A 25,865-nucleotide genomic window follows, 5' to 3' on the forward strand; every position below is an offset into this window, starting at 1 on the left:
CACCACTTAGCGATTCAAACGTTAAACATTCCTTATATAAGCTTGTTCCACTGACTGGCTTTTATATGTTTGAGTGTATGTGTTAAACATCGAAACATTGGTAAGTATTCCTGCAGCAAGCATTAACAATGTAAGCGAAGAACCTCCAAAGCTTATAAAAGGGAGGGTGACCCCGGTAATAGGAAGAAGACCCGTGACAGCTCCAAGGTTTACAAATACTTGAACAGCCATCATAACGGAAATACCAATAGCTAACAGTGCTCCAAAAGGATCACGACACTTAATAGCTGTTTTTAATCCTTTAAAAATAATAAAAAACAGTAGCCCTAATACAAGAAGTACACCCCAAAATCCCAGCTCTTCTGCGATAATGGCCATAATAAAATCCGTATGTGATTCAGGCAAGTAGCCCGTTTTTTGAATGCCTTGGCCCAGCCCCATACCCAATATTCCTCCATTTCCTATAGCTACATAGGAATTAACAAGTTGATATCCATCGCCTTGTTGATTTTCAAAAGGATGTAAGAATCCAGTAAAACGAGCTAAACGCCCCGGAGAAAACAAAAGGTCCATGTTTCCGGTTACTAATAAAACGGCTAACATAACAAGTGTTCCAATTACGCCTAATAAACTAATTTTTAAAATGGATTTTTTTGAAATGCCTGAACATAACACAATAGCTGCAACTGTTCCTAAAATAAGCAAGGCTCCGCCATAATCAGGCTGCAAAATAATTAAAAAACAAATAAAAAGCACAACCAGCATAGGTGGAAGAATCGACCTTTTTAAATCATTGATATACTCTTGTTTGTTTGCAAAAACAGCAGCTAAATAGATAATGAGCGTTAATTTTGTTATTTCTAACGGCTGAATAGCAATAGGCCCAATTTTAAACCAACTTTGTGCATTACCTGCTGTATGTCCAAAAGCTAAAACTAAAATAAGGAGTGCAACAGCGACACCTAATAAAATTTTTAATACTGCTTTTTCCTGATAAATTTTATACGGAATGATAGCCGCTAATGTGAATATGATAAAGCCTGCTATAAGAGCAAGCTTTTGTTTTTTATAAAAATAATCCCCAGATACACCATAACGACTAATCGCTGTTACCATGCTGGCACTGTAAACCATAATTAAACCGATTAGGCTTAAAACAACTAATGCAGCAATAAATTTGTAATCGTAACACTTTAGAATTTTTTTGAACATAAAAACTCCTCCTAAAAAAACCACCTAATAACGGCTATATACAAGAGAGAAAATAAAAAAATACACATATATTTCAATACTTTCATACGAATCTTTAGGTCTGAATTTATCTCTTTAGCTATTTTTTTACTAGTCATTGTATTACCTCACATCCTGATCAAACATATAAGCCTTTGATCGAAAGCTTATATTTAATACTAGTCCCATCAAAAACATCGTACTCATTAACGCACTTCCTCCGTAGCTTATAAACGGCAGTGGTATTCCCGTTATCGGAAGAAGGCCTATACACATGCCCACATTTTCTAAGACATGAAAGAAAACAATTGAAATAACGCCGGTACAAATGTATGTAGAGAATTGATCTTTCGTCTGAAATGCGACGGTAATAATTTGGTAAATAAGCACCATAAATAAGAAAAGGATAAGGCTAGTTCCTACGAAGCCGTAACTTTCTCCAATTGCACTAAAAATAAAGTCTGAATGTTTTTCAGGAACATATACTGAAAACTTTGATGTATCTCTTCCTGAAATGGATCCTGCACCTATTGCTTTTAACACTTGCATATAGTTGTAAGACAAGCTGTTTGCATAAGATTCCGGATCAAACCACGCATAGATACGATCAAACTGATAGGATTGAACGTGCAAATATTTTTCCAACATTTTTGGGTGGTTCAAAACCATATATAAAATACCTGAAGCGATTCCTATAATAGAAGTAAAGGTAGGAAGAATGAGCTTAAAACTTACCCCTGAAACGAATATCATGACAAAGAATAAAAAGATCATCACAAGTGCCGTTCCTAAATCGGGCTGCTGCATAATAAGAAGAATAGGGACAGCTAACGTAGCTCCTAGCTTTCCAACGAGTAAAACATCGCTTCTTATATCTCTTACGCGAAATTTTTCGTTGTGATTTCGTATCACTTTACTAAATGCTAAGATTAAAGAGATCTTTGTGAATTCCGAAGGTTGTATCGATCCAATACCAGGAAGGACGAACCAGCTTTTTGCACCATTTTTGACAGGAGCAATACTTTGAGGAGAAACGATGAGTAAAATAAGGATAAAAATATTTAGCCCATAAAAGAACCATGTGAATTGGTCCCATTGTTCCTCATCGGGCCTCATGGTGAGGAAGATAATTCCAATACCTACTGCGTACCATTCGACTTGTTTAATTACAAAGTTTGTAGAATACTGTCCTGTTTTTTGCGCGTTATAAATAGCTATACAGCTAATGATAAAAAACAGCGCAGCAGTGTAAAAGCGAGACCATAATTAAAGCTTTCCGACTTCTTGCGTTCCATCTTTAAAACACCTTTTCTTTATTAAATTTCTATTCCAATCACTGAACATAAGTTTCTCTAATATATGTAGAATTAAAAAAACATCAATAAAATAGATTTCTTCTCATGATTTATCCCAAACCTCCAATCTGTTTTACCTGTATTTTTTATATAAAAGGTCTACCAAGGGATAGCCTGTATAATTAAAAGCGTTTAATAGTCCTAATTTAATGAAAAAGCTATTTTTTGACTTCAACTTATTTTTTTTGTTGAATACTATAAATTTGCCTAAAGGAAACTTTTTGGGCGTAAGAAACCCTTTAAAAATAAAATTTTAACTTAGAAGAGACTGAAATGCCTATATACGCTAGCAAATCATATAGTTTAGTTGAATCCTGATTTATTTTTCCTTCGGGAAACAGTTTAACATTAAGGAAAAATATTTGCCTAATAAAAAACTTAGAATCTTACTAAAGATTAAAGTGCACTGGCTCAATGAATATAGAAAGCTATGATGTCGTTAATTCTCTTTTAACTCAAAAAGCTGACCATGATGGTCAGCTTTTTAGGTTAATAAATAAATTATTTTGCTTGCTTCTTGTGTCATCGTGATTTTATCATAGGAAAATGAAAAATAAGTGAAAATATAAATATTAATACAAATAAGTAAAAATATTAAGTTTATAGAAATTTAAGGTGATATATAAAAATATTTAGAAAGAATGTTTGTTAAAGTTTTACCTTCTAACTTTTATATAAAAGTGTGATCACTTGCAGCGCGCAAAATTTTTTTGAAGATTACCTTTTTATTTTTATGAATATTGAGCTTTATGATACGATATGAAGTGAACTTTTTAAATGAGGGTCTATATGCAAAAAATTAAAGGTAGAAGAGTAAAGATCAGCATATTCATGCTGGGATTAGGGATTATTTTTTTTCTGTTTGCCGGGAAAGAGCTTGTCGTAAACGAAAAGCCTGTAAAATCTGACGTGATTATTGTGTTAAGTGGTGATAATGATCGGCTGGAGAAAGGAATTGAATTATATAAAAAAGGCTATGCGTCTCATTTAATTCTTTCGAACGGTCAAGAGAATAATTTTTATCATCAAGCCAAAGACTCTGGGATACCTGAGGATTCAATTATATTAGAAAATCACGCTACAAGTACTATGGAAAATGCTAAATTTACAAAAGAGCTAATGATGAACAATCATTTTCAATCCGCTATTGTTGTTTCTTCCAACTATCATATGAAAAGGGTAGAAAAAAACTTTAATAAAGAATTTAAGGATACCAAAATACAATTAACCTATTGTTCTAGTGGAAGTCGTTATTATAATCCACAGAGATGGTGGGAAACTGCTTTAAATAGAAAAGTTACCTACACAGAATACGTCAAGCTTATTGGCAATTATTTTGGTTTTAGCGGAAAGAAATCTAAAGAATTATTAAGAGAATTTATCTAACAAAATCGTATAAAAAGTCCATAGGGGATGCCTCTATGGACTTTTTGCTGTTTAAAATTACGAGTAGTTTAACGTAATCTTATAAGCTCATATGAAATGGAATGATAATAGATTACTTGTTTAACATAAAGGAAAGCACGGTGCCCCATATAAAGATTACTAAATAGAATAATCTTTGCAACAGGCCGGTAGGCATAGGAACAAAAAATACAAGCATAATAAGTATAAGGATGACTAGTAAGGAGACTAAGCAGCCATAAGTCCAATACTTGCCCCTGTTTAAAGAGGATGCATATATCCAAAGACCAGCTAAAACATTGATCATGCCAAGCTGAGCGAATATTGAATGCCAAAATAAATTTATATCAGCCGGTATAAAGCCTGAAACAATATTACCTAAAGCTAATATAAGAATAAAAGCTGTTGCAAGTTGGGTTATTTTTGTTTTCTTTAGGTTTTGTGAAATGTACAAAACACCAATTGAAAGTGTTAATCCATTTATAATAAACAATACGTTCATCCAGAAATGGTGAGGAGAGCAAATTTCATGAGGTGCAATTGAATAGGTGTAGGTTCCACAAGAAGTTACGCCAAGATCACTCATTGCGTGATTTAAAAAACTGTAGGGAGCAGTTGAAGTCAAAATAAAGAAAGGTTCAACTAAAAAATACAAGCAAGTAGCAAACCAGCTTAAAATGCCAACCTTTTTTGATATATACAGAATCATCACCTCTTAAAAAGTGTTATATACGAATTATATATCCAAATAATGTTAAAAATAATGACCTTGAAGCCTATTTTTATATAGGGCTTGGGGTTGGTGTGAGGAAGGAGAACAAAGTGTTTAACTTGGAGGTGTTTAGGAAAGGACCTCTTTACTAATGCTTTGTAGCAGTAGAGAGGTCCAAAAGCAGCTTAATTAGAAATGAACAACGTTGATTATTATACGGCCTGACTTACGTGTAGTTTAATGTATCCAAAACGCGGTGGCATTCAAGATGTTTTCTCTAGAATTTAATAATCTGCTGTTTTTTGAATATCTACATCATATTCATGTGCAAATGTTTCTAACTCCTTAAAAACATTTGGTGGATTAAATAATGTTATTCGCATATTCCACCCGTTTTCTACTTTTACTACTGCTAATTTTGATTTCCAACTTAACCGTTTAAATACAATTCTTTTAATGTCCCTTGGTTTAACGGTTTTTGCATATACTTTAAACCATAATATATATATTCTATAGGTTAAAGTATCTCTGTCTATTTCAAATTCATATCTTATGAAAAGCACAAGAAACGAACAAAGGATAGCCAAAAGAAGTAAAAAGGCAAGTGCTTTATACTGAATTGCTTGAATCCATAATAAAGCATTTAAAGGTAATAGAGTAAAAATAATAGTTTTTTGAGCGGTAGCTTTAAATAACATAAAGTCCCCTTCCTTTAGTAAATAAACCAACTTATTTTTCTTCTATGATATTATTTAGTTATTGATTTAGATTAGATTTATATCGGGAGGTCTTTTATATGTATAATACCATTTCAGATTTTATCCAAGAATGGAACAACGAAGCCATGCTGACTCAAAAAGTTTTAGATAGCTTGACGGATGATTCGTTGAAACAACAAGTGTATCCTGAAGGGCGTACGTTAGGGAGAATTGCTTGGCATTTTACAACAAATATTCCAGATTACCTAACTGAATTCGGATTAAGCATAGACAGAATTGAAAGTACAGCAAGTGTTCCATCTTCAGCACAGGAAATCGCTATAACCTTTAAAAATGTAAGTTCTCATGCTGCTAAAATCATTGAACAGCAATGGACAGATGAATCCCTAGAACACACTCAAGAAGCGTTCGGAAGAACCCAATCAAATGCCACAATCTTAATGGGACTAATCAAGCATATTGTTCATCACCGAGGTCAGATTACCATTCTTATGCGTCAAGCAGGCCTAAAACCTGCTGGAGTTTATGGACCTCCAAAAGAAGATTGGGTTCATTTAGGTGTGGAAAACCCACCGCTTTAATAATATCAGGTAAATAAAAAAGAGGCTGCCCATAGAAAATACTATAAAATTATTTTCCAGGCAGCCTTTACGTAAAACCTAATTAATCAGTTAGTGCTTACTCTGAAAAAGCTTTTGAGTAATGTACAACACCTTGCACATTTTTTAGAGATCCTTCTGTTAACTCTATGGCCATAAAAAATTCTTCAGGCACGTCAAATGGAGCATATATATTCCATAAGCTAGCTGGTTTAAATCCAAACTTAGGATAGTAATCTTTGTGCCCTAAAACAATTGCTGAATGATAACCAAGCTCTTTTGCGCGTTTTAACGCAGCATGTATTAGTTGGCTCTCAACACCTTGCTTTTGATACGGAGATGCAACTGAAACTGGAGCAAGTGCCAAAGAATCGATAGCAATTGTTATTTTAGATAAAAGAATATGACCTATAATACCTGCATTCTGATTAAATGCGATTAATGAAAGTTCAGGAATAAAGGGATCTGACTTTCTAATCCATTTTACCAGTAAATGTTCTTTCTTATCGCTGTATTCTTCATTTAAAAAGGCGCTTTTCACAACTTCTTCAGTGAGTTCTTGTTTAATTAAGATATCTATAATTAGTATGTATATATTTTATAGTGTTATATTTTATGAGTCCACCTTTAATACATAATATTTGTAAATTTTTATGGTAAAATATACTATATATGTTAAATTGGAGTGTGTAAAGAAGGGGTAATATCTGATGTTAAACGTATTATTTATATGTTTAGTAAGCTGCTTCATCATTTATATTGGGAAACATGTATGGAAAAAAGGTAGTACTAATTTTATTGCTGGGTATGGAAAGATATTTACACCTAAGGATGAAAAACAGCTCGCTAAAGGAATTGGGCTTATTATTATGTTATTTGGCTTTGAATCTATGATATTTCCTATTCTCTCTTTGCTTTTTGAAGGGATAGGCTTTTATTATGGATTGCTGGTTGTGTTGAACTTCTTCGCTTTATTCGGGCTTATGATAAAGGATCAGGTGCAAAGAGAAGCCTAAAGGGGGAGAAAACGATCAATAAAAATATTCGGCTTATGATTGGTTTAATCAGCACTATTATCCTATGTTTTTATGGAATAAGAGGTTTATTCATACATGAAACAATACCGTTTTCTTCTTATCTCTTTGCGGTAGGTGGAGCTATTTCTACCATTGCTCTTATCTGGGGATTAATAAAGAAAGATGCAGCTTAAATTGAAAGAAGTGATGATGTGAAAAGACGATGGATTTCCTGGTGTATAGCTAATATAATTTGGATCATACTTTTCGCTGTAGGCACAGCTGTTATCTGGACAAGAGAAGTGGATGGAGCGGGTGTTACCCAAACACCGGAGCTAAAATTATTGGGATTTATAGTGTTGCTAATTGCATTTATTTTCCCTTTGATTATTCAAGTTATATGGCTAATTATTAATTTTAAAGTTAGTAAGCATGTACTATAGAAAATAGGAAGGATGTTATGAAATAGAAAGGGTGATATGTATGCAAAGAAAAAAGTGCTCTAAATGTGATTCAGCTCTAACCAAAGCCCGTATTCAATCATCACCTGGTACAGTAGGTGTAAATAAAACACCAAGCAGCGTATTGAATAATAATCACAATTACAGTGAGTTAATACCTTACGTTTGTTCAAGCTGCGGTTATGTGGATTTTTATGTGGAGGAACCCGGAAAGTTTGTTTAATAGAACTTTTAGGATTGTTCGTTTTCGAATACATTATGATACGTCACTGAACTTGGTATATCGCCTAATATCAATTTTAATCAAGGGGTAAGGAAAATGATTTTCGGAGGCTATTATGAAGAGAACACTTAGTTTTCTGTCAGTAGTTTATTTAACCGTTCTAACTGCATGTAATCAAGAAAGTACAGGAACGAATAAAGAAAGTTCTTCTGCCATCATTATTGTAGTTGAAAACAAGGAATATAACGGAACAGAAGATAAATTAGATCAAACACAAGAAATAGGAGGCCAAATAGGGACAATAGAAAAGAAAACTAAAGCAACTAAAATGCCCGCAGGTAATAATCAATCAAACTATTTTACAGTTGGTTCAAAAATCTATTCAGTAAAAGGAACAGAGGATTATATTATAGTTAAAGATAAAGATCATAAAAGTCAGTTAATGAAAAAGGTCGTCCAAAAAAGGTGAGTATTATTTAATTTGACTACTTTATCTTTCAGAAAATACGTTCTATGTGAGCGTATTACATATATCAAAACCTAATTATAGTAAAGAAAAAAATTTTTTAAGAGGTCGAAAGTGAATAAAAAAATTCGATGGGGTTTAGCTAGTTGTATAACAATTATAGGGGCGTTAAGTATATATTTTTTCTTTTTTTCTTACGACAAGTTTTATGTAACAAAAGAGGAGAATATGTTTAACACAAAGCTTTTAAGTGATACATATGGAAATTATAAGTGTATGGAGATGGCCGATCAAACGAAGTACGACTCTAAGAAATATTTTAGAGCCTTTGGCAAAACACAAAATGGTGATTTTATTTATGGTATTAAAGGTGATCCTAAGCATGAACAAGTGTTGCTAATTGAAAACACAGAGATGCCTATGTGGTTTTTATATTCTCGTCAATAAAGATACTAAAGTGTCTATAAAACTCATTATATTAAATAAAGATAGTGTATCATTTTTATTTTGAAATAGAGGTGGGATAAAAAAGGGGTGTTATGAAAAAGTTCTATCTTGGTTCGTTTGTTATTTGTTTGTTGTTTATCATTTCCGCTTGTTCAAAAACGGAATATGTAAACAATGTTGATTACTTAAAATTACAAAAAGCAGAGGTAATGCTGACAGATGATAAAAAAATCGTTGGGGAAATGATAGTACCTGATAAAAAGAATAAAAGTAAACGTATCGTTCCAACGGAGTTACACTATACATTCACGATGGAAAATACGTCCAATAATAGTATGGCTCTCGCTGACCCTGATAAAATAAACATTCGCATAGAACCAGATAAAGAGTTAGTATCAGCTGTAAAAGAAGCAATTGGTTCAAATATTTATAATATGGATAACAATAAGTTAGGGATTGGTATGAGTATAGGAGAAACTCCATCTAAAGGAACAAGTAAATTCACTCTTAGTTATACCTTAGGAGCAAAACAAAAAAATAGTGAATTACCTCTTTTGCCAGCTGAAGAAAAACTAAAAAAGCTACAGGCTAATGCATTAAAAGGCACACTCATCATCTCTCAAGATGACAAGGACATTGCGGATTTCAGGTTAGATTCAAGACAATAAACATGCTTTCAAGTGTAAATAAGCGAATAATCGACTTACTCTGGTAACATACGGAGTTAGTGGATTATTCTTTTATATTTAAGCGCTTTTATGTGACAGCTTTTTTTACGTGTGAGATTAGTTTTAATCATTTAGTCACGATAAGCGCTCGAATAATTTCATTCCAGTAGTATTTGAAGCTTTTTTCACTTGTTTCTTTTTGCGTGAGGCTAATTGATTCTTTTGTATTTTCTTTTTTTATAGTCATTATGATTTCCCCTTATCTCTTTATATTTAGTATGTTGTGGTTTGATTTACCATATTTTATAATGAAATTAACGATCGTTACAGATGAACATTCCGATTGAATCAATCGAAATATCCGATTATAAAGAGGTGAGAAAAATCGAAATAAAACAACTGATTACATTTAAAACAGCTGCAGAAAACTTAAATTTCACCCATACGGCTAAAATTTTGAATTTTGCTCAATCAAGTGTTACTGCCCAAATAAAAGCTCTTGAAAATGAACTTGAAACTCCTTTATTTGAACGTCTCGGAAAGCGATTGGTTTTAACAGAGGCAGGTAGAGAATTTAAAAGTTACGCCGATAAAATGATTCAACTGACTAAGGAAGCAAAAAACGCTGTAGGTGGAGTGGAGGAGCCTGCGGGTACGCTTATTATTGGATCTTCTGAAAGTCAGTGTACATATAGATTGCCTCCAATATTAAAAGAGTTTAAGGATCAATTTCCAAAGGTTAAAATGATCTTTAAGCCCATCTACTCTCAAGAACAAACAAGAGCGCAGCTACTAGATGGAACTCTTGATATTGCCTTTACAATGGAGCCTATTCAGCATTACGATGCAAATCTACATACGCAATGTCTTGTTGCAGAAAACCTAAAAATTATAGCTTCTCCTCAGCATCCTTTAGCTGATAAAGTGGAAATTTACTTAGAAGATCTTGAGAATGAGACTCTGTTGTATACCGAATCAGGTTGTTCATATCGAGTAGTATTGGAAAACTTGTTTCGCGAGGCGGGTATTTGTACATCCACTAAATTTGAATTTGTAAGCGTAGAAGCTATTAAGCAATGCGTCATGCTAGATTTAGGTATTGCGATATTGCCCGAAGTAGTAGTAAAAGGAGAGCTTGAGAACGGCATGTTAAAAGAATTGGCTTGTACTAAAATTGATACGCCTCTTTATACACAGATGTTTTGGCATAAAGATAAATTTATGTCTCTTCCTTTACAATCTTTTATTCAATTGGCTTGCAGTACTTTTGGTTTAAATTATATAGGTATCGAAAGTAAAAAACTCTAGGTGAATTATGCTGACTAAAGAATTACACAGGATACATAAAATAATCTAATATCTTTCCTAATAAGATAAGAGGTGAAGGAAATCTTCATTTCTTCACTAATATATAGATGAACCTTAATAAACTAGATTTTAATTGGTGAAATCTGAGTTAGGAGTTGATCTAATTTGAAAATGGGAGTAAATCAAATTGAACTAAATGGTTTAACATTTCAATATCGAGAGTCGGGCGAAGCTTCGGCACCCGCCATTATTGCACTTCACGCTTTGGGAATGAGTGCAGAGTCGTGGGATGAAGTAGCAGCTGTATTAGGAGAGGAATATCGATTTTTAGCTTTAGATCAGCGAGGACACGGTGGAAGTGAAAGAACCGGCACCTATACGTTTGAACTTATGTGTGATGACTTACTTCAGTTCGTAAATGCGATGAATTTGGAGCGCTTTACGTTGATTGGGCATTCTATGGGCGGTACGGTGTCCTATCTTTTTTCTGAAACATTTCCAGAAAGGGTAGATCAATTGATTGTTGAAGACACTCCTCCACCTTTTACAGGAGAAAAGTTCGAAATTCCTGCCAAACCTCCTGGTTCTTTACCGTTTGACTGGAAGGTTGTACCTTCAATTCTTCAACAGTTAAACACCCCCAACCCTAAATGGTGGGGAAGTCTTACAGAAATAATTGCACCTACTCTCATTATAGGAGGAGGATCGAGCCATATCCCTCAAGATAAATTGCAGGAAGTTTCTAAGCGCATTCCAAATTGTAAATTAGTAACGATAGAAGGGGCTGGACATGAGGTGCATGCAGGAAACTTATCCGCTTTTTTAACTGCTGTGAAAAGCTTCCTTGTTTCGTGACTTTCTGGATCTTTTATTTAATTTGAAAATTTGGTTAAGTAAATAACATGGTTAAAGTTATTAAACTTTTATAGAAAGGGAGACTATACGTTAGTCTCCTTTTTAATACGCGAATATGTTAATATATAGATTATATGTAATTAAATTCATAATAAAATATTTTTTATGAAATATAAATAAATGTCTTTTAATAGTAGTAGAGAATGCTATAACTCATTGAATGCGTATTTTTGAAAGGAGGAGAGTTTCTTGTTGAAATTTATAGAAAAAGGTTTTGTCTATGGCCTTATTTTAGGAGGGTCATTAGGTTTCTTTGTGATTCCATATAAAGAAGTTGAATCAGTCGGTGATGGTGTAACAGAAACAACCTATTTAAACCTTATTGATTATATTATTCACCTAATTCGCTTTAGTATAGTTATAGCTGTATTAGGGGCTTTAGTAGGATTTTTTCTTTATAGAAAAAAGAGTTTGAAGTGATCCATCCAAGCTTTTTTTCTACTGATGATTAAGTACATTATGGCAGATGATAACTAAATGGGCCATATAAACATGTACCTAGTTCAGGGAGGTCCAAATTGAAAAAACGTTTTAGTCAATATTCACTGTGGTTATCGTTGCTGGGGATGGTTGTTGGTGTTGGACAGTATTTTACACCCATACACAGCTCAAAAATTTTGTATGTATGTATCACTGTTTACTTAATAGGATTCTCATGTGGAATAATAGCTTTTGGAAAACAAGAAAAAGGGCTGATGAAATATTTTAGTTTAATCTCTTTTGTAGTAATTCCAATATTTATGATAGCGGGCTTTTTATTTTTTGCAATGAATTTCGGCGAAAAATAAAAGAAGGTAGTGATATTAAAAGTTTTTATGTTAAAATTTGTATGTGAGATGTAAAAACATAATTCGGTTGGTAGTCCGGATGCATTGATATGTATTAATGTCAGTAACCTTCCCCTCCTCGGGATGTCCATCATTTCATAGTATGTGTAGAGGAGGGAATCGTTATGTCACTAACGATTTACCATGATGGTCAGTTTTGGGTAGGAATTATTGAAGTTGTAGAAGGCGGTAAGTTAAAAGCATTTCGTTATATATTTGGAGCAGAACCAAAAGATACAGAGATATTAGACTTCATTTATTACAAATTGCTAGAGGTGATCAATCAATCAGTTCATGCAGGTCTTGATGCAAAAATAAAATCTAATAAAAAGGTAAATCCAAAACGCTTACAGCGCCAAGTAGCAAAAGAGATAAATAAGGTTGGTATTTCGACTAAAGCTCAAGAAGCCATGAAGCAAGAGTACGAAGAAAAGAAAAAAAGTAGAAAAAAGAAAGCTAAACAATATCGTGAAGAACTGAAGGAACAAAAGTATTTCCTAAAGAAACAAAAGGCAAAAGCTAAGCATAAAGGCAAATAGAAAACAAATAAAGAGCCTTATTTAAGGCTCTTTATTTGTTCTTATTCTTTTACTATAGGAACATTCTTAAAAAATTGTTCTCGAATAGCTGCCGATTTAACTGTTTTATTTATCTTTTCTTTATTATCATCTATAAATTGCTGTGTTTTTTCTTTATCAAATAATTTATTACTATCCGGTAAAGTTTTAATGTTGTCAGAAATAAACTGTTCCATTTCTTCTCTAGATACTGAGAATTTTTGATTGTCTACTTTAAAATTGTAACCTTGAGCATTAGGCACTAATATTGTTAAATAAATAGCATTGTAAAGAAAGTTTTTCTCCAATGTATTCTTACCGTTAAACCAATATTTTAACGTTTCATCTTCTGATAAAGAGCCTTCTTTAGTACCATAAATTATTTTTGGTGTTTTATTATGTAGATCGATTTCTTTAAACGTTTCTCCTCCAGGCAATGCTCTTACGATAGCTACTACGTTAGAATTATCTCCGACATAAGTTCCGCTGTGCTCTTTAAACCTTTGTACATCAACAGTGTTAATACTTGTGACTTCTTCTTTTGAAGAACAGCCGGTTATGCCTACTAGGAGTAATAAGATTAAACAAAAAAATACCTTAAAATATCTCATAAAAACCCTCCATTTTCTTACTTTAATACCCTTATGTGGATATTTCATGAATTATTAGTGTATCGTAAATAGGCTGCCTTGAAAAGATGCAGGTACTTTTGTACAAAATACCCTTTGCTATAGGAAACGTTTTTGTCAACTGCTAGTAGAAGGAAGGAATTTTGAAATATGAAAAGACCCCAAAGCTTTCTTAAAAAAGCGCTTTGAAGTCTTCATTCCTCTTTTTTTATTTTTAAGAGCTAATCACTACAATTGCTTCGATAATTTGGTCCCAGTCCTCACTATGAACTTCATGTCCTGTACCCTCAAGAGCTATTAATTTAGCATGAGAAATAGCTTTTGCAAGCGCAAGTCCATGTTCATAAGGCAGTGCCGGATCTTTTGTTCCATGAATAATCAGCGTAGGTGTGCTAATTTCACTCAACCTGTCATAATATTGGCCTCCTCCTTGAAGCAAAGCATGGTTAAATCTACTCGGCAGCTGTTTGGCACGGACAGCTTCTCTTTTTGCTAGCTTATACATTCTTTCCTCTTCATAAGGTTTTGTTCCACTTAAAGTTTTCCATCCACCTGCAAGGTAGTGAACGATTGCCTCTTGATTTGACCAGTCTATGGAAGTGCTTTTTGTATGATAATCAAGTATACGCTGTTCCATTGGAGGCAATTTTTCCGCCTCAGTTCCAAATACGCTTGATGCAATTAAAGTAAGAGAATCTATGCGATCCGGATATCTAAGAGCAAGAATCTGACCTATCATTCCGCCCAAAGACATTCCAACAATATGAGCTCTTTCTATAGAGTAAGCATCTAAAACGCCAATTGCATCATCAGCCATATCCGTTATTGTATAGTTAGAAGTACCCGGCGGATAAGTGGTAGAGCGGCCTAAATCACGATGGTCGTAACGAATAACAAATCTCTCTTGTTCAGCGAGGCGAAGACAGAAGTCTTCATCCCACCAATCTAACGAGGACATTGCTCCCATTATTAAAAGTACAGCAGGATTTTCTGGGTTCCCAAAACTTTCTGTGTAAATCTCTACGTTATTTATTTTTAGTATTTGTTCATTCATTCGTATACCTCCTTTTAAATGTTAGAGAAATGAAAAGCAGCCCTTTATTCAGTTCTCTAAAATGAGGATATTTCCTTTTGGAATTTTACTGAGGAAATCCATTATTCTGTCTATCTCTTTACCAAAGATTGAAATATAACCAAAACCAAGGGAAGAGGACAAGCATAAACTTGTTAGAGATCGAGAGTTTACTACCTGTAATAAGTTCTGTATTGACTAGAATAGAGCAGGAAAGTTGAAGGCACGTATGGAAGACTAATCATGTGAGGTGAAAACGAGAATGAATGATTACTATGGAGAAAATACCTTTTAACCTTTACTTACATTTTTTCATTTATTCCAACTCAATAGATTAATATACATATATAGGATTGCTGAACACATGTGCTATTGGTGAGCATACCTTTGTTCAGCGTTCCCATGAGGAGATGCTTTATGAAGCGATTAATAAATAAAATTGCGATTGTGACTGGTGCTAGTCGGGCAAAAGGTATTGGTACTGAAATATGCAGGGAGTTAGCTAGAGAAGGCGCAGATATTTTTTTTACTCATTGGTCAAATTATGATCGTTTAATGGATTATTGTAATGAGGATGATTTTAATTGGTCGAAGCATCTGATTGAGGAGATACGCAGTCTGGGAGTACGATGTGAATCGATGGAATTGGATTTATCACAGCCCGATGCATCAAGAAAACTGCTTGATACAGTTCAAACCAAACTGGGTTCTCCATCAATCCTTGTAAATAATGCAACACATTCTGTGGACGTAGATTTTCGTTCGATAGATGCTGATATGCTTGATGCTCATTATAACGTGAATGTTAGAGGAACATGTCTTTTAACTGTTGAGTTTGCACGTCTAATCGAAGGTAAGCATGGCGGTCGAATTATTAATATGGTATCAGGTCAAGACAAGTCACCTGAGCCTGGAAATTTGGCTTATGTTGCAACAAAAGGGGCTGTTTCTACATTTACTAAATCAGTTGCTATTGAATTAGCACCTCTTAAAATTACTGTTAATGCTGTAGATCCTGGACCAACTAACACTGGCTGGATGAACAGTAAGTTAAAGGAAGAGTTACTGCCAAAGTTCCCAATGGGTCGACTTGGTGAGCCCCGAGATGCCGCGAAATTAGTTATCTTTTTGGCAAGTGAAGAATCAGAATGGATTACCGGACAAATTATTCACTCAGATGGAGGCTTTTGGTGATTTAACATAGCAGTAGTCTTCCACTTTTTTAGGAAATTTTTGTATGAAACAAGCAGTTAAAAGGATCTTCGAATGAAGATTCTTTTTTATAATGTAACGTAACATTAATGGGCCATGAAGGGAAAAGTACGGGCTTTTCTAAATCAGTAGTAAAATAAGGTATCTTATTATGATGAATGTTTTATCACTTTCACTTATTGACGACAAATCGGGTATATTCAGGGGGAATATTTATATGTCAGGCTTTGAGGACGAAGAAGTGCTAACAGGAGGGAATGTCTCTAACGTTTATCGCTCGGGAGATACTGTACGACGAGAATTAAAATCAGATAGTCATAAATTTCATAAGCTATTAAAGCATTTAGAAAACAAGGGGTTTAGTTATGCACCAAAATTTTTAGGCATTGACGAAAAAGGGAGAGAGGTCTTGTCATTTATTGAAGGTGAAGCTGGTAATTATCCCTTGAAGAAATATATGTGGTCCGATGATGTTTTGATAGAAATAGGGAAAATGCTCCGTCTTTATCATGATTCAGTGAGTGATTTTTTATTTGATGACAGCTGGAAATCAATAGATAACACGCCTAAACCATTTGAAATACTATGTCATAATGATTTTGCTATATACAACATTATTTTTAATGATGAGAGACCAACAGGAATTATTGATTTTGATGTTGCAGCACCTGGGCCAAGACTTTGGGACATCGCTTATACTCTTTATACGTGCGTCCCTTTGAGTAGATTTTATCTTTCTGAAACAGGTGAGAAAATTCATTATAATTCATCACAGCATGCTCAACATAGAAAGCGAAGAGTGAAATTATTTTTTGAATCTTATGGCGAAGAATTACAGGAAGGTTATTTAGAAATGGTATTGCTGCGATTAGAGGGGTTATGTAAAACAATCACAAGAAAAGCCAATGATGGTGATATTGCGTTTCAAAAAATGATAGACGAAGGGCATCTTGAGCATTATCAAAACGATATCAAATTCATTTATGAACATAGGAAAGAATGGATTTAATTTTAATAGAGGAGCCCTGGTCATGCGAATTATTAATATTAGAGAACAGGTAGAGTACAAAGACAAAGCTATTGAATATATTCAGCGTAAGTGGGCGAGTAAAGAGAATTTAAGGCTTTATGAAGACTGTATTATACATAGCTTAAAGACAAATAATTGTATTCAATAGATTAACTATTAATTTTTATTTGAAATGTTTTTAACGGTTTCAATCAGTGAATAGCGGGTATAAGTTGATTATACAAGCGTAGTGCCCCCCAGGAACATGCATGTATATTTCTTTTTCTTACTTACCCTGTTTGAACCCTCCTATTGTGGAGGGTTCTTTTTTTGTGTTTAAAAGATACAACTTTTTAGACTATATACACCGGACACCTTAATCATATCTTATAGTCAATAAATCAATGCAACAACAGTGTTACGAGATGAAAGAGGTTCAGTGTAGTTTTGAATTGCGGTAACAAAAACGACCGTTACGTACTAAAGGCTAGCTTTTTATATGTGCTCTAGAAAGAGGCATTATACTCACTAGGAATGAATGTAAGAGAGATTGCAGAAATACTATGGACAGATATGCCAAATTTTAAATTGGTAAAATATTTTTTGTGATTTTACGCGCTTTGCTTATGCCAATTTTCGTTTTTTTCATAGTATGTACTATAAACGTATAAGGAGGTGAAGTTATGCCAGGACGTCGTAGTGGAGATCGTCGTACATCTCAATCTCGCTCTATAGTAGATAATTTTCGAAGAGGAGATAAAATTCAAGTTTTTTCTGCTGGAAGACAACTTGATGGAAATGGTACGTTTATTCGAGCAGAAGGCGGATTTTTAGTATGGGAAGATAATTCAGGTAATAGAAATACGACTAGTTTAGAAAGTATCAGCGTTCGCAGATTAAGAAAACGCAATTGTTAATAATTTGGACAGGCTCTGATTTTATATAAATAAAAAACACTTTCAAGCTGATAACTAGGTATGGATTACCGAGCAGTCACTTGGAGGTGTTTTTTTCTCATGAAGAACTATTGAAGAAAAACGAGGTGAAGGCAACCTTTTTTGTGGTCGGTACTAAAGCAAAAAAGTACCCTGAACTGATTCAGCGCATGCACAATGAAGGGCACTTAATCGGAATTCATAACTACGTACATCACTCCAACTGGTTTATGTCGCCTTGGAAAGTTAGAAATGGACTTAAAAATACAGCCAAGGTGATTAAATCTATCGCTGGAGTCACACCTATTTATTATCGCCCGCCTTGGGGAATGCTCAACCTTTTCGATTTTATTAGAAGAGGTAAATATAAGATTATTCTATGGTCAATCATGGCGGAAGATTGGCGAACCTCTGGCGGAAGCGAAAAGATTAAACAACGTCTAGCGAACATAAAAGGCGGAGACGTCATTTTGCTGCACGACTGCGGAGATACGCTCGGGGCGGAATCTGAAGCTCCAAGAAACACAATTAATGCGTTAAGAGATGTATTAAAAACAGTGCAAACAAAAGGATTCACTTGTGTCCATGTTGATGAATTGGTAGAGAAGCTATAGGTAGTAAGAGGATTAGAGGATTATCTTTATTAAAGCTTGCAAATGAAACTTTAATTCTTGTTATTACAGTAACTAAATATCTTGTCTGTTATAAAAAAAGAACCTCTATTTTTAAAGAGGTTTTTTTTATGACCAGTAAAAATTTATGGTAATATAATCATATATTGGTTATATTTATAATTTCGTAATTTTTAAAATCTGTGTTGATTGAATCAGCAGTCAATTTAAACGAAATCTATGAAAGTAGGGTAGTTCTTGAAAAAAGTTATTTTGAAATTCTTTGTATATTTTTTAATCTTCTTTGGAGGAAACTTAATGATTAATATTCTGTTTACTTCTAATTTTAATCTTTTAACAGCATTTCCAACTGCTATTGGAGTTTCCTTTGGGATTGCTGTTTTTGAGTATTATACATATAAAAGAGGGAAGGAAGCATAAAGTGCCGTGTTTTTGACCCAATACATAAAATAATTTATTAGAAATTTAAATATCATAGTATTAAATTATAAAGATTTTGAGGTTTAAGATGGGAAATCTGTTTAATTGTTTTTACTTTTTTATTGCCGTTTTAGTTGGCTTATACTTTTTTATTACTAATAAACACTCTAGAAAACCATTATTCATGTTCGTATTATCGCTGCTTTTATTTTATAGCAGCGCGTATTTCTTTTACTATAAGACTTATCCAATTAACTTACTCAGTACATCATCCATACTTGTGTTTTGGTGGATCATTCTTTTATTACTAAGAGAGATTTATTCTAGAGAAGAAAATATTTTCTGGAATCTTTGTTTAATCTATGTAGCGCTATACCACTCTTTTCATTATGTTTTTGATTCATTGGCTCAAAAGAATGTTTGGTATGGATCTATCTTTTATGTTTATACAAATGTGGGATTACTTTTTCTAGGCTCATACTATTTATTAAGAATTCACAAAAATAGAAGTGTGAGTTAGGGTGAACAAAGCTCCTTAGAGCTCATTGTCCACAATTCTTGTTGCATTAAATTTTTATAACAGATTGCTTTGCAGAAAATCAATTATTTTTCATCATTTAATAAATATTATTAAATCTCATAGACGCCTTGTATATTTTTATATTATTTACCGCAATTTAAAAGAAAAAGGTGAGGCTGATATAATGGCTAAAATAATTCCATCCTTATGCATTTTGCTGGGGGCTTATGTTCTTATTGTATTCATCGACGTTTTTCAGGGAAACTATATGTTTCAATCGTTTTATAACCTAAAACAATATTTTGTAATTGCCCGTGGGGAAGATTATTTTTTAGTTATTTTATTTGCTTTGATATTCCTTACTGTTAGCATTTTTCCTGTTTTTAAAAAATAATAGCCTCCCTTGTCATGAAAGGGCAGGCTTTATTTTTTGTTTTATATATGCTGTAATCAGCAATAGAATAGGAATTGCTATATGAAAAGGGAGGTGTAGTAAATAAGGAACAATTTTGAGTCCTTCATTTATATGAGCTTGGTAACTAGGAGCAATCATCAGTGAGGAGAAAAAAATGACACCGCCAATTAAATAAATGTTTGTAACAGAAGATTTCATTCGAAACAAATCAGCCGCGCCAATCACTGCACAAAAGAAATAGATGGTTATCTTAACAAAACCTAAAATGACCATAAGAATAAGAATAAAGGTATCCAACCTTTGAATAAAACTAGCTATGTTAATGTAACTCACAGCTGTAAGAGCCGGGAAAGAGGATCTTAAAACAGTCTCTGGTCCGAGTACACACAAAAGAATAATCGAGTTAATGGTTAAGACAATTCCTCCTGATATAATGGCGGATAACCCAATTATTGCAGCCTGACTTTTTTTATTCAAATAAGGAAGAATCATAGTGAAGGTAATCAATTCCCCGAAAGGAACAGTAATACCAAGAGGGACTAACTCTTTCCCTATGTTTCCCCATCCATTTGCTAATACAGGTTGAAGGTTCTCCACTTTGATATAGCCTCCCACTACATACAAAACATTTAATATAAAAAGAGTCAGTAAAATAACAACAAAACATAGGCATGTAACTCGTGCGAATGCTTCTATTCCTAAGTGAATACTATAAATTAACACAAAGGTCATGCATATGCCCAGCGTAATAATTGATGTAACATAGTAAGAAGAGCTAATTAGTAATTCTTCAAAATCACGCAGTACTCTGGAAGCAATATAAACAAAATATATAATATAACAAAAGCTGATAGCACTGCCTACATATTTACCCCAGATTTTAATGAGATAGCCGGTCAAAGGAATGTTAGGGTATCTCTTGTATAAGGAGATATACACTAAATACAGTACACATCCAAAAATAGTAGCTAAAAGGGGGACTATCCATGCATCTTGCTTAGCAGCCTTTCCGATATCTAAAAGTAACGTACTGCCTAATATAAAGATAAACATCATACAAAATAGTTGAAACCCATCGATTTTTATTTTAGTCAATGCTTTTTCAGCTCCTCATTTAATTTACCTCATAAGGATTTGTCCGCATTCCGGTATTTACAATACTGACGTTCACATTCGTGGATATCTTAGCGCTTGAAAATAGATTCTCCCAATTCTGTTTATGCTGGCGCCAATAACTGGGGTTAGTTCGAGACAAGCTATCACCAAAGCCAAATATATCTGCCTTTTCTTTTTGTGCGATGTGAATAGTTTTTGTAATTTCCTTTTGTATTTCCTTTTGGACTTCTTTTTCCAACTCTTTTAATACCTTAGGGTTGCTTAAATCTTTTTGGCATGATATTTCCGTAATTTCTCCCATTATGTTCAAGTCTGTATGAATGAAAGGTTGTCCACGGCGGATTGCTGTTTTTATTTGGCCTTTTATTCCAGTCGCTGTAACTGTGATATTCCCATTTATATTACAAGGGAAAACAAGGGCTGTGCTTTTCACTTCAGACGTAATAAGTTGAACAGATCGAGCCTCATCGCCATCTAGCCATCGAACTAATTTTCCTTTTCTAAACATGGCTAATCCGTTTACCTGCATAGCACTTGGGCTGGTATTGTCTAAATTGCCTGCTTCTTCTGCCTTCTGAGAGGGCTTGTTAATGGTGATTCCAGGAAGAGATAGATCTTTTCCCTCACTCAAAAGCATAGAAATAACTTCATATGCTTGTACATTACTAACTATTCCGTACATTTTTTGATTGTTCTGGGTTGTACTTAGGATACTTTTGACTGGAGTAACCTCGAAAGGTTCAATTACACCGAGCAATTTCTCAGCAGTTCCATCACGTGCAATAAAAACTGGAATACTTGTACGGGCTTGCTTGCCTCGATCCAAGGCATCAAATAATAAGCTAAGGTCATTTCTTGCTAACTTTTCACCTACAACGATAAGCGAAAGATGAGAAGTAATATGTTCTCTTGGAATGACGACAGAGGCTTTTTTTAATGCTTCCACTAACGTTTTGGCAGTTACTGTGTAATTAATGACAGGAAGACCTTGTCCTCCCGACGAACTGCCTTGTGACAAACCACTTGGGTTAATAATCTGATAGGTTACTTTATAGGGTTCTTCCGAATTTTTATTCTCATCAATTCCCAATCCTATGATGACTCCTATTTGGTTCAATTCTCGATAATTCGAACACCCTGAAACGCATAAACAAAGGGCAGTGATCCATAAAAGTGAAAGGTAACTTTTCATTTTTTATCCTCATTCATCTTTATGTGGTTTCTATTTATTTTGTTGTTTTCTTAAAAGAGATGGTAAAGAGAATCGAGCTAACGCATCCTTTTGCTCTTTAAAATCAAAGGGAGCAAAAGGAGAAAAATAGGGAATACCGAAAGATCTTAGACTACTTATATGAAGACATATACATAAGGTCATAAGCAAAATTCCATATAAGCCAATAAATGCTGAAACTATAATCAGGATAAATCGAAAACCACGGGCCGCATTGACAATGCTAGTAGATGGCAGTGTAAAATTGCTGATGGCAGAAATAGCAACAATGATCACAACAGCAGCTGATACAAAACCTGCTTCTACAGCTGCTTGACCTAAAATCAGTGCTCCTACGATTGAAACTGCTGGTCCGATTGCTCTAGGCATTCGGATTCCTGCCTCTCGCAACATCTCAAAAGCTAGTTCCATCACTAACATTTCTACAATTGCTGGAAAAGGAACTCTTTCTCTTTGAGCCATTAAGCTGACCATTAATGTGTTTGGAATGAGTCCCTGATGATGCGTAATCAATGCTAAATAGATAGCGGACGCATACATAGAAAGAAAAAAAGAACTAAATCTCAAGATCCTTAAAAAGGAAGAAATGTAATAATTTTGATAATAATCTTCGGGAGACTGAAAAAATTGAGAAAAAATAGCGGGCGCAATTAATACAAAAGGTGTTCCTTGTACAATAATAGCAATTCGGCCCTCTAATAAATTTCCTACAACGGCATCAGGTCGTTCCGTATTTAATAGAAGTGGAAAAATAGTTGTCCTATCATCCCGGATAAATTCCTCAATATAGTTCGACTCGAGGACCCCATCTACCTTAATCTCTTTTAAACGTTCTTTGATTTCCTCTACAATACGTTCATCTGCATTTCCTTGAATATACATGATCCCTATATCTGTGTGAGTTACGCTTCCAATTTTCATGCTGTCTAAACGTAAATTAGAATCCTGAATTCTAGCTCGTATTAAAGAGGTATTAGTCCTTAAATTCTCTGTGAAACTATCTTTAGGTCCTCTAACAACAGTTTGACTGGTTGGTTCTGTTACTGCGCGGGACTGAAGTTTTTTTGTATTGCCAGTGAAAATTTTAGAACTTCCATTCATTAGTATGACCGTATCACCAGTTAAAACTGCCGACACAAATTCATGCCAATTTTCTTTTATAGTCAATTGAGATACAGTCAATATTTGAGGTATTTGTTCTTCTATCTTTTCGACGGTTACTACTTGATTACTTTCTTTAAACCACTGAATAAGAGGAGTCATGATATTCTCATTTATAATGTTTTCATCTGCTAATCCGTCAAGGTGAATAACGGCTGCTTTTAACGTATTTTGATACGGAGACTCAACCATTCGAAACGATACATCAGAACTATTTCCTAATTCGTTCAATAGTCTCTCTATATTTTTATTTACATCATCATATAAGGGAGTTGCTGAACAAGCTGTTGTCTTTTCTTTGTTAGGGCTTTTCAGAAGATATCTTTGTCGCACGTTTTACCACCTTTTATATGAGTGAATATTTGTTATACAACGAGTAACGTTATCATTCCTATAAAATGTAAAAAATATGTACGTGAGGAAAATATATAAGATGTTTTTATAGCCGGTATCGTACATTACGATAATTAAAAATGAAGTGAATATTCATATTGATTGATTCTAAAATTCCAAATGCAAAAGAATAAAAAGCCCTCTCTTAAATTTAATTGATTAGAGATTAGGCTTTTGTATAGGAGTATTTTCAACATTATAAGTGAATTTCTACTTGGAATGCTTTTCTCTTTTATGCCTTAACAGCCTGTTTTTTTACAGGAATGTAGATGTCGATCTCTTTATTTTCTGAACCATAGCATCTTTTATCATACAGTTCAAATTCCATTGATCCGTAGTGCTCATAACCTGATTCAGGGAACCATTCTGTAAAAACATAATTCCACGTGGACTGAATGGAAGAAGTAAAAGATTCTTCATTTGATTTTGGTGTAGTAAATACAGCATATTCTAGTTCAGGGAAGCTTCTGTAAACTGTTCCTTCAGGCGCTGGAGTGCCTTCCTCTACTTCCATGCCAATTACATAAACAAATTCACCCGTTTCAGGATTAAAATCAGTGCAAATGCCAAGCTCCGCGTTTTCGTTTAGGGGATTGGGGATTTTAGAGCCTAATCTATTTTGCATGTACTGTTGCCAAAATTCAGGAATGTCTTTGTTATTCTGGCCACCCTCGTTCTTCGTTTTTAGCTCATATCCAATGACATAAAAAGCAGGTTTAGTGACTAGTCTTGGTTCCATCTTATTTCCTCCTGACAAAAGTGTGGTAGTTAGGTAGGCTTTTCCCCGCAGCGGTCCAGATATTCTCCTTGCGTTACGGTATTGTTTCGGTGAAACATCATAAAATTTTTTGAACGCTCTGTTAAATGATTCTTGATAGTGGAAACCAACATCAAGTGCGATATTAATGACTTTTTCATCTGTGAAAAATAAGCGTTCTGCTGCGCGTGTAAGTCTTCGTTTTCTCACGTAATCCATCACAGATTCTCCCACCATGGCCTGGAAGACACGGTGATAATGAAAAGGAGAAAAACAAGCGATTTCTGCTAATTTCTCTAAAGTAATTTGTGTCTCCAAATTTTCCTCAATGTAATCTAGCGTTCTCTGTATACAAGTTACATAATTCATTTACATTCACCCACCTTACGTTCACTATAACAGCAAACAAATCTTTGTTCTTAACATTTTTTGCTATATTCATTTAGATGAGGATGTTTTTGTAATATACGCCTCGAGATGTATAGTTTTATAGGGGTGTAGATAGTGAATTTTTTTTATGTAAATTAATAATATTGATACATAGTTAAAGGTAAAGTTTGAATTGATTTTATGAGGAAGTCCACTTAATTATTATGAAACTATAAATCAAAAGTTACTTAGTGAATTATCTTATCTAACCTCAAAAAATGCTTAAGAACGCTGAATTGTAAATTTTATTGCCTTTTTCATCAGAAGCTTATTATTTGAAAAAGGGAATTCTGGTACTAATTATGAATACAATTTACAATATGCTTTAAATATATTCTTCAAGAATTAAAGATTCCCCCACCTTAGGCTTGCTAAGTAGGGGGAATCCAGTATAAGAACATTTTTAAAAATCGAATAGAGGATTATTAATGCTCACTTTCGTCTATTTCGTCTTATTTTCACGTAAGTAGTCGGTGATGTACCAATGACGTTCCCGCAGGAGTCTAATGCTTTCACTTGAAAATAGGGACCAGCTGTCTCAGCATGAATATCTGTTTCAAATCCAGTACGAGGGGCAGTAAATACCACTACTGCTAATTTAAAAGGTGTTGGTCCCGCCAGTACCTGCCAAGCGACTGTTTCTGTTGATCCATTCCATGATGCGTAAACTGTAGCTTGACCGTCATGCAATAAGTCTACCGTTATGCTAGGCGGATAAAGTGGTAGACCTACCCACTTATTTTTAAATGCTCGATACGAAAGATTCTGATTTTAGCAGGTCGAGGGAAGTATAAAACGAAAAGTAGCAGTGACGACTTTATAAATGAAAATAAAACCGCAAATGGAAGGGAAGGGGAAAAGATAGAAAATTTTCTGGATGAAAAAATATTAATACGGAAGGATCTTGGACGAAAAAGTGAAAAACAATTTAATAAATAGAAGTGTTTAGTATACTTTAAATACTTCTATTTAGACAAAACACACGTAAAAAACGAGCTCTTGCTTATGAAGGGCTCGTTTATACATC

Annotated in this window: 30 protein-coding genes and 1 pseudogene; 18 read left to right on the forward strand and 13 right to left on the reverse strand. The window is 34.0% G+C overall.

Annotation, left to right across the window (positions count from 1 at the left end; translation table 11 throughout):
- Nucleotides 1-21 precede the first annotated feature (21 nt).
- Both ACOZIR_RS17625 and ACOZIR_RS17630 read right to left on the reverse strand, forming a co-directional pair.
- Nucleotides 22-1,212: an FtsW/RodA/SpoVE family cell cycle protein gene (locus ACOZIR_RS17625; RefSeq protein ID WP_045291321.1), complete on the reverse strand. Its 1,191-nt coding sequence runs from the start codon at nt 1,210-1,212 to the stop codon at nt 22-24.
- Nucleotides 1,213-1,353: 141 nt separating this feature from the next.
- Nucleotides 1,354-2,469 (reverse strand): FtsW/RodA/SpoVE family cell cycle protein, encoded by a 1,116-nt coding sequence (locus tag ACOZIR_RS17630; protein ID WP_421535739.1) that lies wholly within the window; start codon nt 2,467-2,469, stop codon nt 1,354-1,356.
- 905 nt (nt 2,470-3,374) lie between these two features.
- Between ACOZIR_RS17630 and ACOZIR_RS17635 the strand changes: the two genes are divergently transcribed.
- Nucleotides 3,375-3,971, forward strand: coding sequence for a YdcF family protein (locus ACOZIR_RS17635; protein WP_045291317.1), 597 nt, complete (start codon nt 3,375-3,377; stop codon nt 3,969-3,971).
- Between the two features lie 112 nt (nt 3,972-4,083).
- Here the strand turns inward: ACOZIR_RS17635 and ACOZIR_RS17640 are convergent, their stop codons facing one another.
- On the reverse strand, nt 4,084-4,698 hold the full coding sequence (locus ACOZIR_RS17640) for a DUF998 domain-containing protein (RefSeq protein WP_045291315.1): 615 nt from the start codon (nt 4,696-4,698) through the stop codon (nt 4,084-4,086).
- Between the two features lie 287 nt (nt 4,699-4,985).
- Nucleotides 4,986-5,399: a hypothetical protein gene (locus ACOZIR_RS17645; RefSeq protein WP_045291314.1), complete on the reverse strand. Its 414-nt coding sequence runs from the start codon at nt 5,397-5,399 to the stop codon at nt 4,986-4,988.
- 98 nt (nt 5,400-5,497) lie between these two features.
- Between ACOZIR_RS17645 and ACOZIR_RS17650 the strand changes: the two genes are divergently transcribed.
- Nucleotides 5,498-6,001: a DinB family protein gene (locus ACOZIR_RS17650; protein WP_310878977.1), complete on the forward strand. Its 504-nt coding sequence runs from the start codon at nt 5,498-5,500 to the stop codon at nt 5,999-6,001.
- A 97-nt stretch (nt 6,002-6,098) separates the two neighbouring features.
- Here ACOZIR_RS17650 and ACOZIR_RS17655 read toward each other — a convergent pair whose 3' ends face one another.
- Nucleotides 6,099-6,599, reverse strand: coding sequence for a GNAT family N-acetyltransferase (locus ACOZIR_RS17655; protein WP_045291312.1), 501 nt, complete (start codon nt 6,597-6,599; stop codon nt 6,099-6,101).
- 130 nt (nt 6,600-6,729) lie between these two features.
- Between ACOZIR_RS17655 and ACOZIR_RS17660 the strand changes: the two genes are divergently transcribed.
- From ACOZIR_RS17660 to ACOZIR_RS17710, 11 genes are all read left to right on the forward strand, one after another.
- A complete protein-coding gene (locus tag ACOZIR_RS17660; RefSeq protein ID WP_045291311.1) occupies nt 6,730-7,035 on the forward strand; it encodes a hypothetical protein in 306 nt (101 codons plus the stop codon).
- 212 nt (nt 7,036-7,247) lie between these two features.
- Nucleotides 7,248-7,478 (forward strand): DUF3923 family protein, encoded by a 231-nt coding sequence (locus ACOZIR_RS17665; protein WP_045291309.1) that lies wholly within the window; start codon nt 7,248-7,250, stop codon nt 7,476-7,478.
- Nucleotides 7,479-7,518: 40 nt separating this feature from the next.
- Nucleotides 7,519-7,719: a hypothetical protein gene (locus ACOZIR_RS17670; RefSeq protein WP_152640838.1), complete on the forward strand. Its 201-nt coding sequence runs from the start codon at nt 7,519-7,521 to the stop codon at nt 7,717-7,719.
- Between the two features lie 115 nt (nt 7,720-7,834).
- Complete coding sequence (locus tag ACOZIR_RS17675; RefSeq protein WP_045291307.1) at nt 7,835-8,188, forward strand: hypothetical protein; 354 nt, start codon at nt 7,835-7,837, stop codon at nt 8,186-8,188.
- Between the two features lie 111 nt (nt 8,189-8,299).
- Entirely contained in the window at nt 8,300-8,632 is a 333-nt protein-coding gene (locus tag ACOZIR_RS17680; protein ID WP_045291306.1) for a hypothetical protein, read from the forward strand.
- A 92-nt stretch (nt 8,633-8,724) separates the two neighbouring features.
- Nucleotides 8,725-9,300 (forward strand): hypothetical protein, encoded by a 576-nt coding sequence (locus ACOZIR_RS17685; protein ID WP_045291305.1) that lies wholly within the window; start codon nt 8,725-8,727, stop codon nt 9,298-9,300.
- 384 nt (nt 9,301-9,684) lie between these two features.
- Nucleotides 9,685-10,608, forward strand: coding sequence for a LysR family transcriptional regulator (locus ACOZIR_RS17690; RefSeq protein WP_193377148.1), 924 nt, complete (start codon nt 9,685-9,687; stop codon nt 10,606-10,608).
- 165 nt (nt 10,609-10,773) lie between these two features.
- Complete coding sequence (locus ACOZIR_RS17695) at nt 10,774-11,463, forward strand: alpha/beta fold hydrolase (protein ID WP_080890148.1); 690 nt, start codon at nt 10,774-10,776, stop codon at nt 11,461-11,463.
- Between the two features lie 249 nt (nt 11,464-11,712).
- Nucleotides 11,713-11,943: a hypothetical protein gene (locus ACOZIR_RS17700; RefSeq protein WP_045291303.1), complete on the forward strand. Its 231-nt coding sequence runs from the start codon at nt 11,713-11,715 to the stop codon at nt 11,941-11,943.
- Nucleotides 11,944-12,041: 98 nt separating this feature from the next.
- Nucleotides 12,042-12,311, forward strand: coding sequence for a hypothetical protein (locus tag ACOZIR_RS17705; RefSeq protein ID WP_045291301.1), 270 nt, complete (start codon nt 12,042-12,044; stop codon nt 12,309-12,311).
- A gap of 164 nt (nt 12,312-12,475) precedes the next feature.
- Nucleotides 12,476-12,889: a YjdF family protein gene (locus ACOZIR_RS17710; protein ID WP_045291298.1), complete on the forward strand. Its 414-nt coding sequence runs from the start codon at nt 12,476-12,478 to the stop codon at nt 12,887-12,889.
- A gap of 41 nt (nt 12,890-12,930) precedes the next feature.
- Here the strand turns inward: ACOZIR_RS17710 and ACOZIR_RS17715 are convergent, their stop codons facing one another.
- The 3 genes and pseudogenes from ACOZIR_RS17715 to ACOZIR_RS17725 all read right to left on the reverse strand — a co-directional run bounded on the left by ACOZIR_RS17715 (nt 12,931) and on the right by ACOZIR_RS17725 (nt 14,590).
- Entirely contained in the window at nt 12,931-13,518 is a 588-nt protein-coding gene (locus ACOZIR_RS17715; RefSeq protein ID WP_310878980.1) for a DUF4825 domain-containing protein, read from the reverse strand.
- Between the two features lie 119 nt (nt 13,519-13,637).
- Nucleotides 13,638-13,749: pseudogene (locus tag ACOZIR_RS17720) on the reverse strand (IS6 family transposase); the annotation flags it as partial.
- Between the two features lies 1 nt (nt 13,750).
- On the reverse strand, nt 13,751-14,590 hold the full coding sequence (locus tag ACOZIR_RS17725; RefSeq protein ID WP_045291296.1) for an alpha/beta fold hydrolase: 840 nt from the start codon (nt 14,588-14,590) through the stop codon (nt 13,751-13,753).
- A gap of 435 nt (nt 14,591-15,025) precedes the next feature.
- On the opposite strand from ACOZIR_RS17725, the gene ACOZIR_RS17730 reads away from it, so the two are divergent.
- The 5 genes from ACOZIR_RS17730 to ACOZIR_RS17750 all read left to right on the forward strand — a co-directional run bounded on the left by ACOZIR_RS17730 (nt 15,026) and on the right by ACOZIR_RS17750 (nt 18,816).
- Nucleotides 15,026-15,802 carry an SDR family oxidoreductase gene (locus ACOZIR_RS17730; RefSeq protein ID WP_310878981.1) on the forward strand — a complete coding sequence of 259 codons (777 nt, stop codon included), beginning with the start codon at nt 15,026-15,028 and terminating at the stop codon, nt 15,800-15,802.
- A gap of 235 nt (nt 15,803-16,037) precedes the next feature.
- Entirely contained in the window at nt 16,038-16,829 is a 792-nt protein-coding gene (locus tag ACOZIR_RS17735) for a phosphotransferase (protein ID WP_045289874.1), read from the forward strand.
- 683 nt (nt 16,830-17,512) lie between these two features.
- Nucleotides 17,513-17,746, forward strand: a complete 234-nt coding sequence (locus tag ACOZIR_RS17740; RefSeq protein WP_045289872.1) for a hypothetical protein — start codon at nt 17,513-17,515, stop codon at nt 17,744-17,746.
- An 86-nt stretch (nt 17,747-17,832) separates the two neighbouring features.
- Nucleotides 17,833-18,378: a polysaccharide deacetylase family protein gene (locus tag ACOZIR_RS17745; protein ID WP_272946305.1), complete on the forward strand. Its 546-nt coding sequence runs from the start codon at nt 17,833-17,835 to the stop codon at nt 18,376-18,378.
- Between the two features lie 315 nt (nt 18,379-18,693).
- Nucleotides 18,694-18,816, forward strand: a complete 123-nt coding sequence (locus ACOZIR_RS17750) for a hypothetical protein (RefSeq protein WP_272946304.1) — start codon at nt 18,694-18,696, stop codon at nt 18,814-18,816.
- A gap of 926 nt (nt 18,817-19,742) precedes the next feature.
- On the opposite strand, the gene ACOZIR_RS17755 is transcribed toward ACOZIR_RS17750, so the two are convergent.
- From ACOZIR_RS17755 to ACOZIR_RS17775, 5 genes are all read right to left on the reverse strand, one after another.
- A complete protein-coding gene (locus tag ACOZIR_RS17755; RefSeq protein WP_340141431.1) occupies nt 19,743-20,846 on the reverse strand; it encodes a GerAB/ArcD/ProY family transporter in 1,104 nt (367 codons plus the stop codon).
- Between the two features lie 19 nt (nt 20,847-20,865).
- On the reverse strand, nt 20,866-22,059 hold the full coding sequence (locus ACOZIR_RS17760) for a Ger(x)C family spore germination protein (RefSeq protein WP_045289868.1): 1,194 nt from the start codon (nt 22,057-22,059) through the stop codon (nt 20,866-20,868).
- A 30-nt stretch (nt 22,060-22,089) separates the two neighbouring features.
- On the reverse strand, nt 22,090-23,592 hold the full coding sequence (locus tag ACOZIR_RS17765) for a spore germination protein (RefSeq protein WP_421535725.1): 1,503 nt from the start codon (nt 23,590-23,592) through the stop codon (nt 22,090-22,092).
- Between the two features lie 292 nt (nt 23,593-23,884).
- On the reverse strand, nt 23,885-24,778 hold the full coding sequence (locus ACOZIR_RS17770; protein WP_340141429.1) for an AraC family transcriptional regulator: 894 nt from the start codon (nt 24,776-24,778) through the stop codon (nt 23,885-23,887).
- Nucleotides 24,779-25,270: 492 nt separating this feature from the next.
- Nucleotides 25,271-25,528: a hypothetical protein gene (locus ACOZIR_RS17775; RefSeq protein WP_340141428.1), complete on the reverse strand. Its 258-nt coding sequence runs from the start codon at nt 25,526-25,528 to the stop codon at nt 25,271-25,273.
- Nucleotides 25,529-25,865 lie beyond the last annotated feature (337 nt).

This window comes from Priestia sp. D3YE.R1 (assembly GCF_049199565.1).
In the GTDB taxonomy this organism is placed as follows: domain Bacteria; phylum Bacillota; class Bacilli; order Bacillales; family Bacillaceae_H; genus Priestia; species Priestia aryabhattai.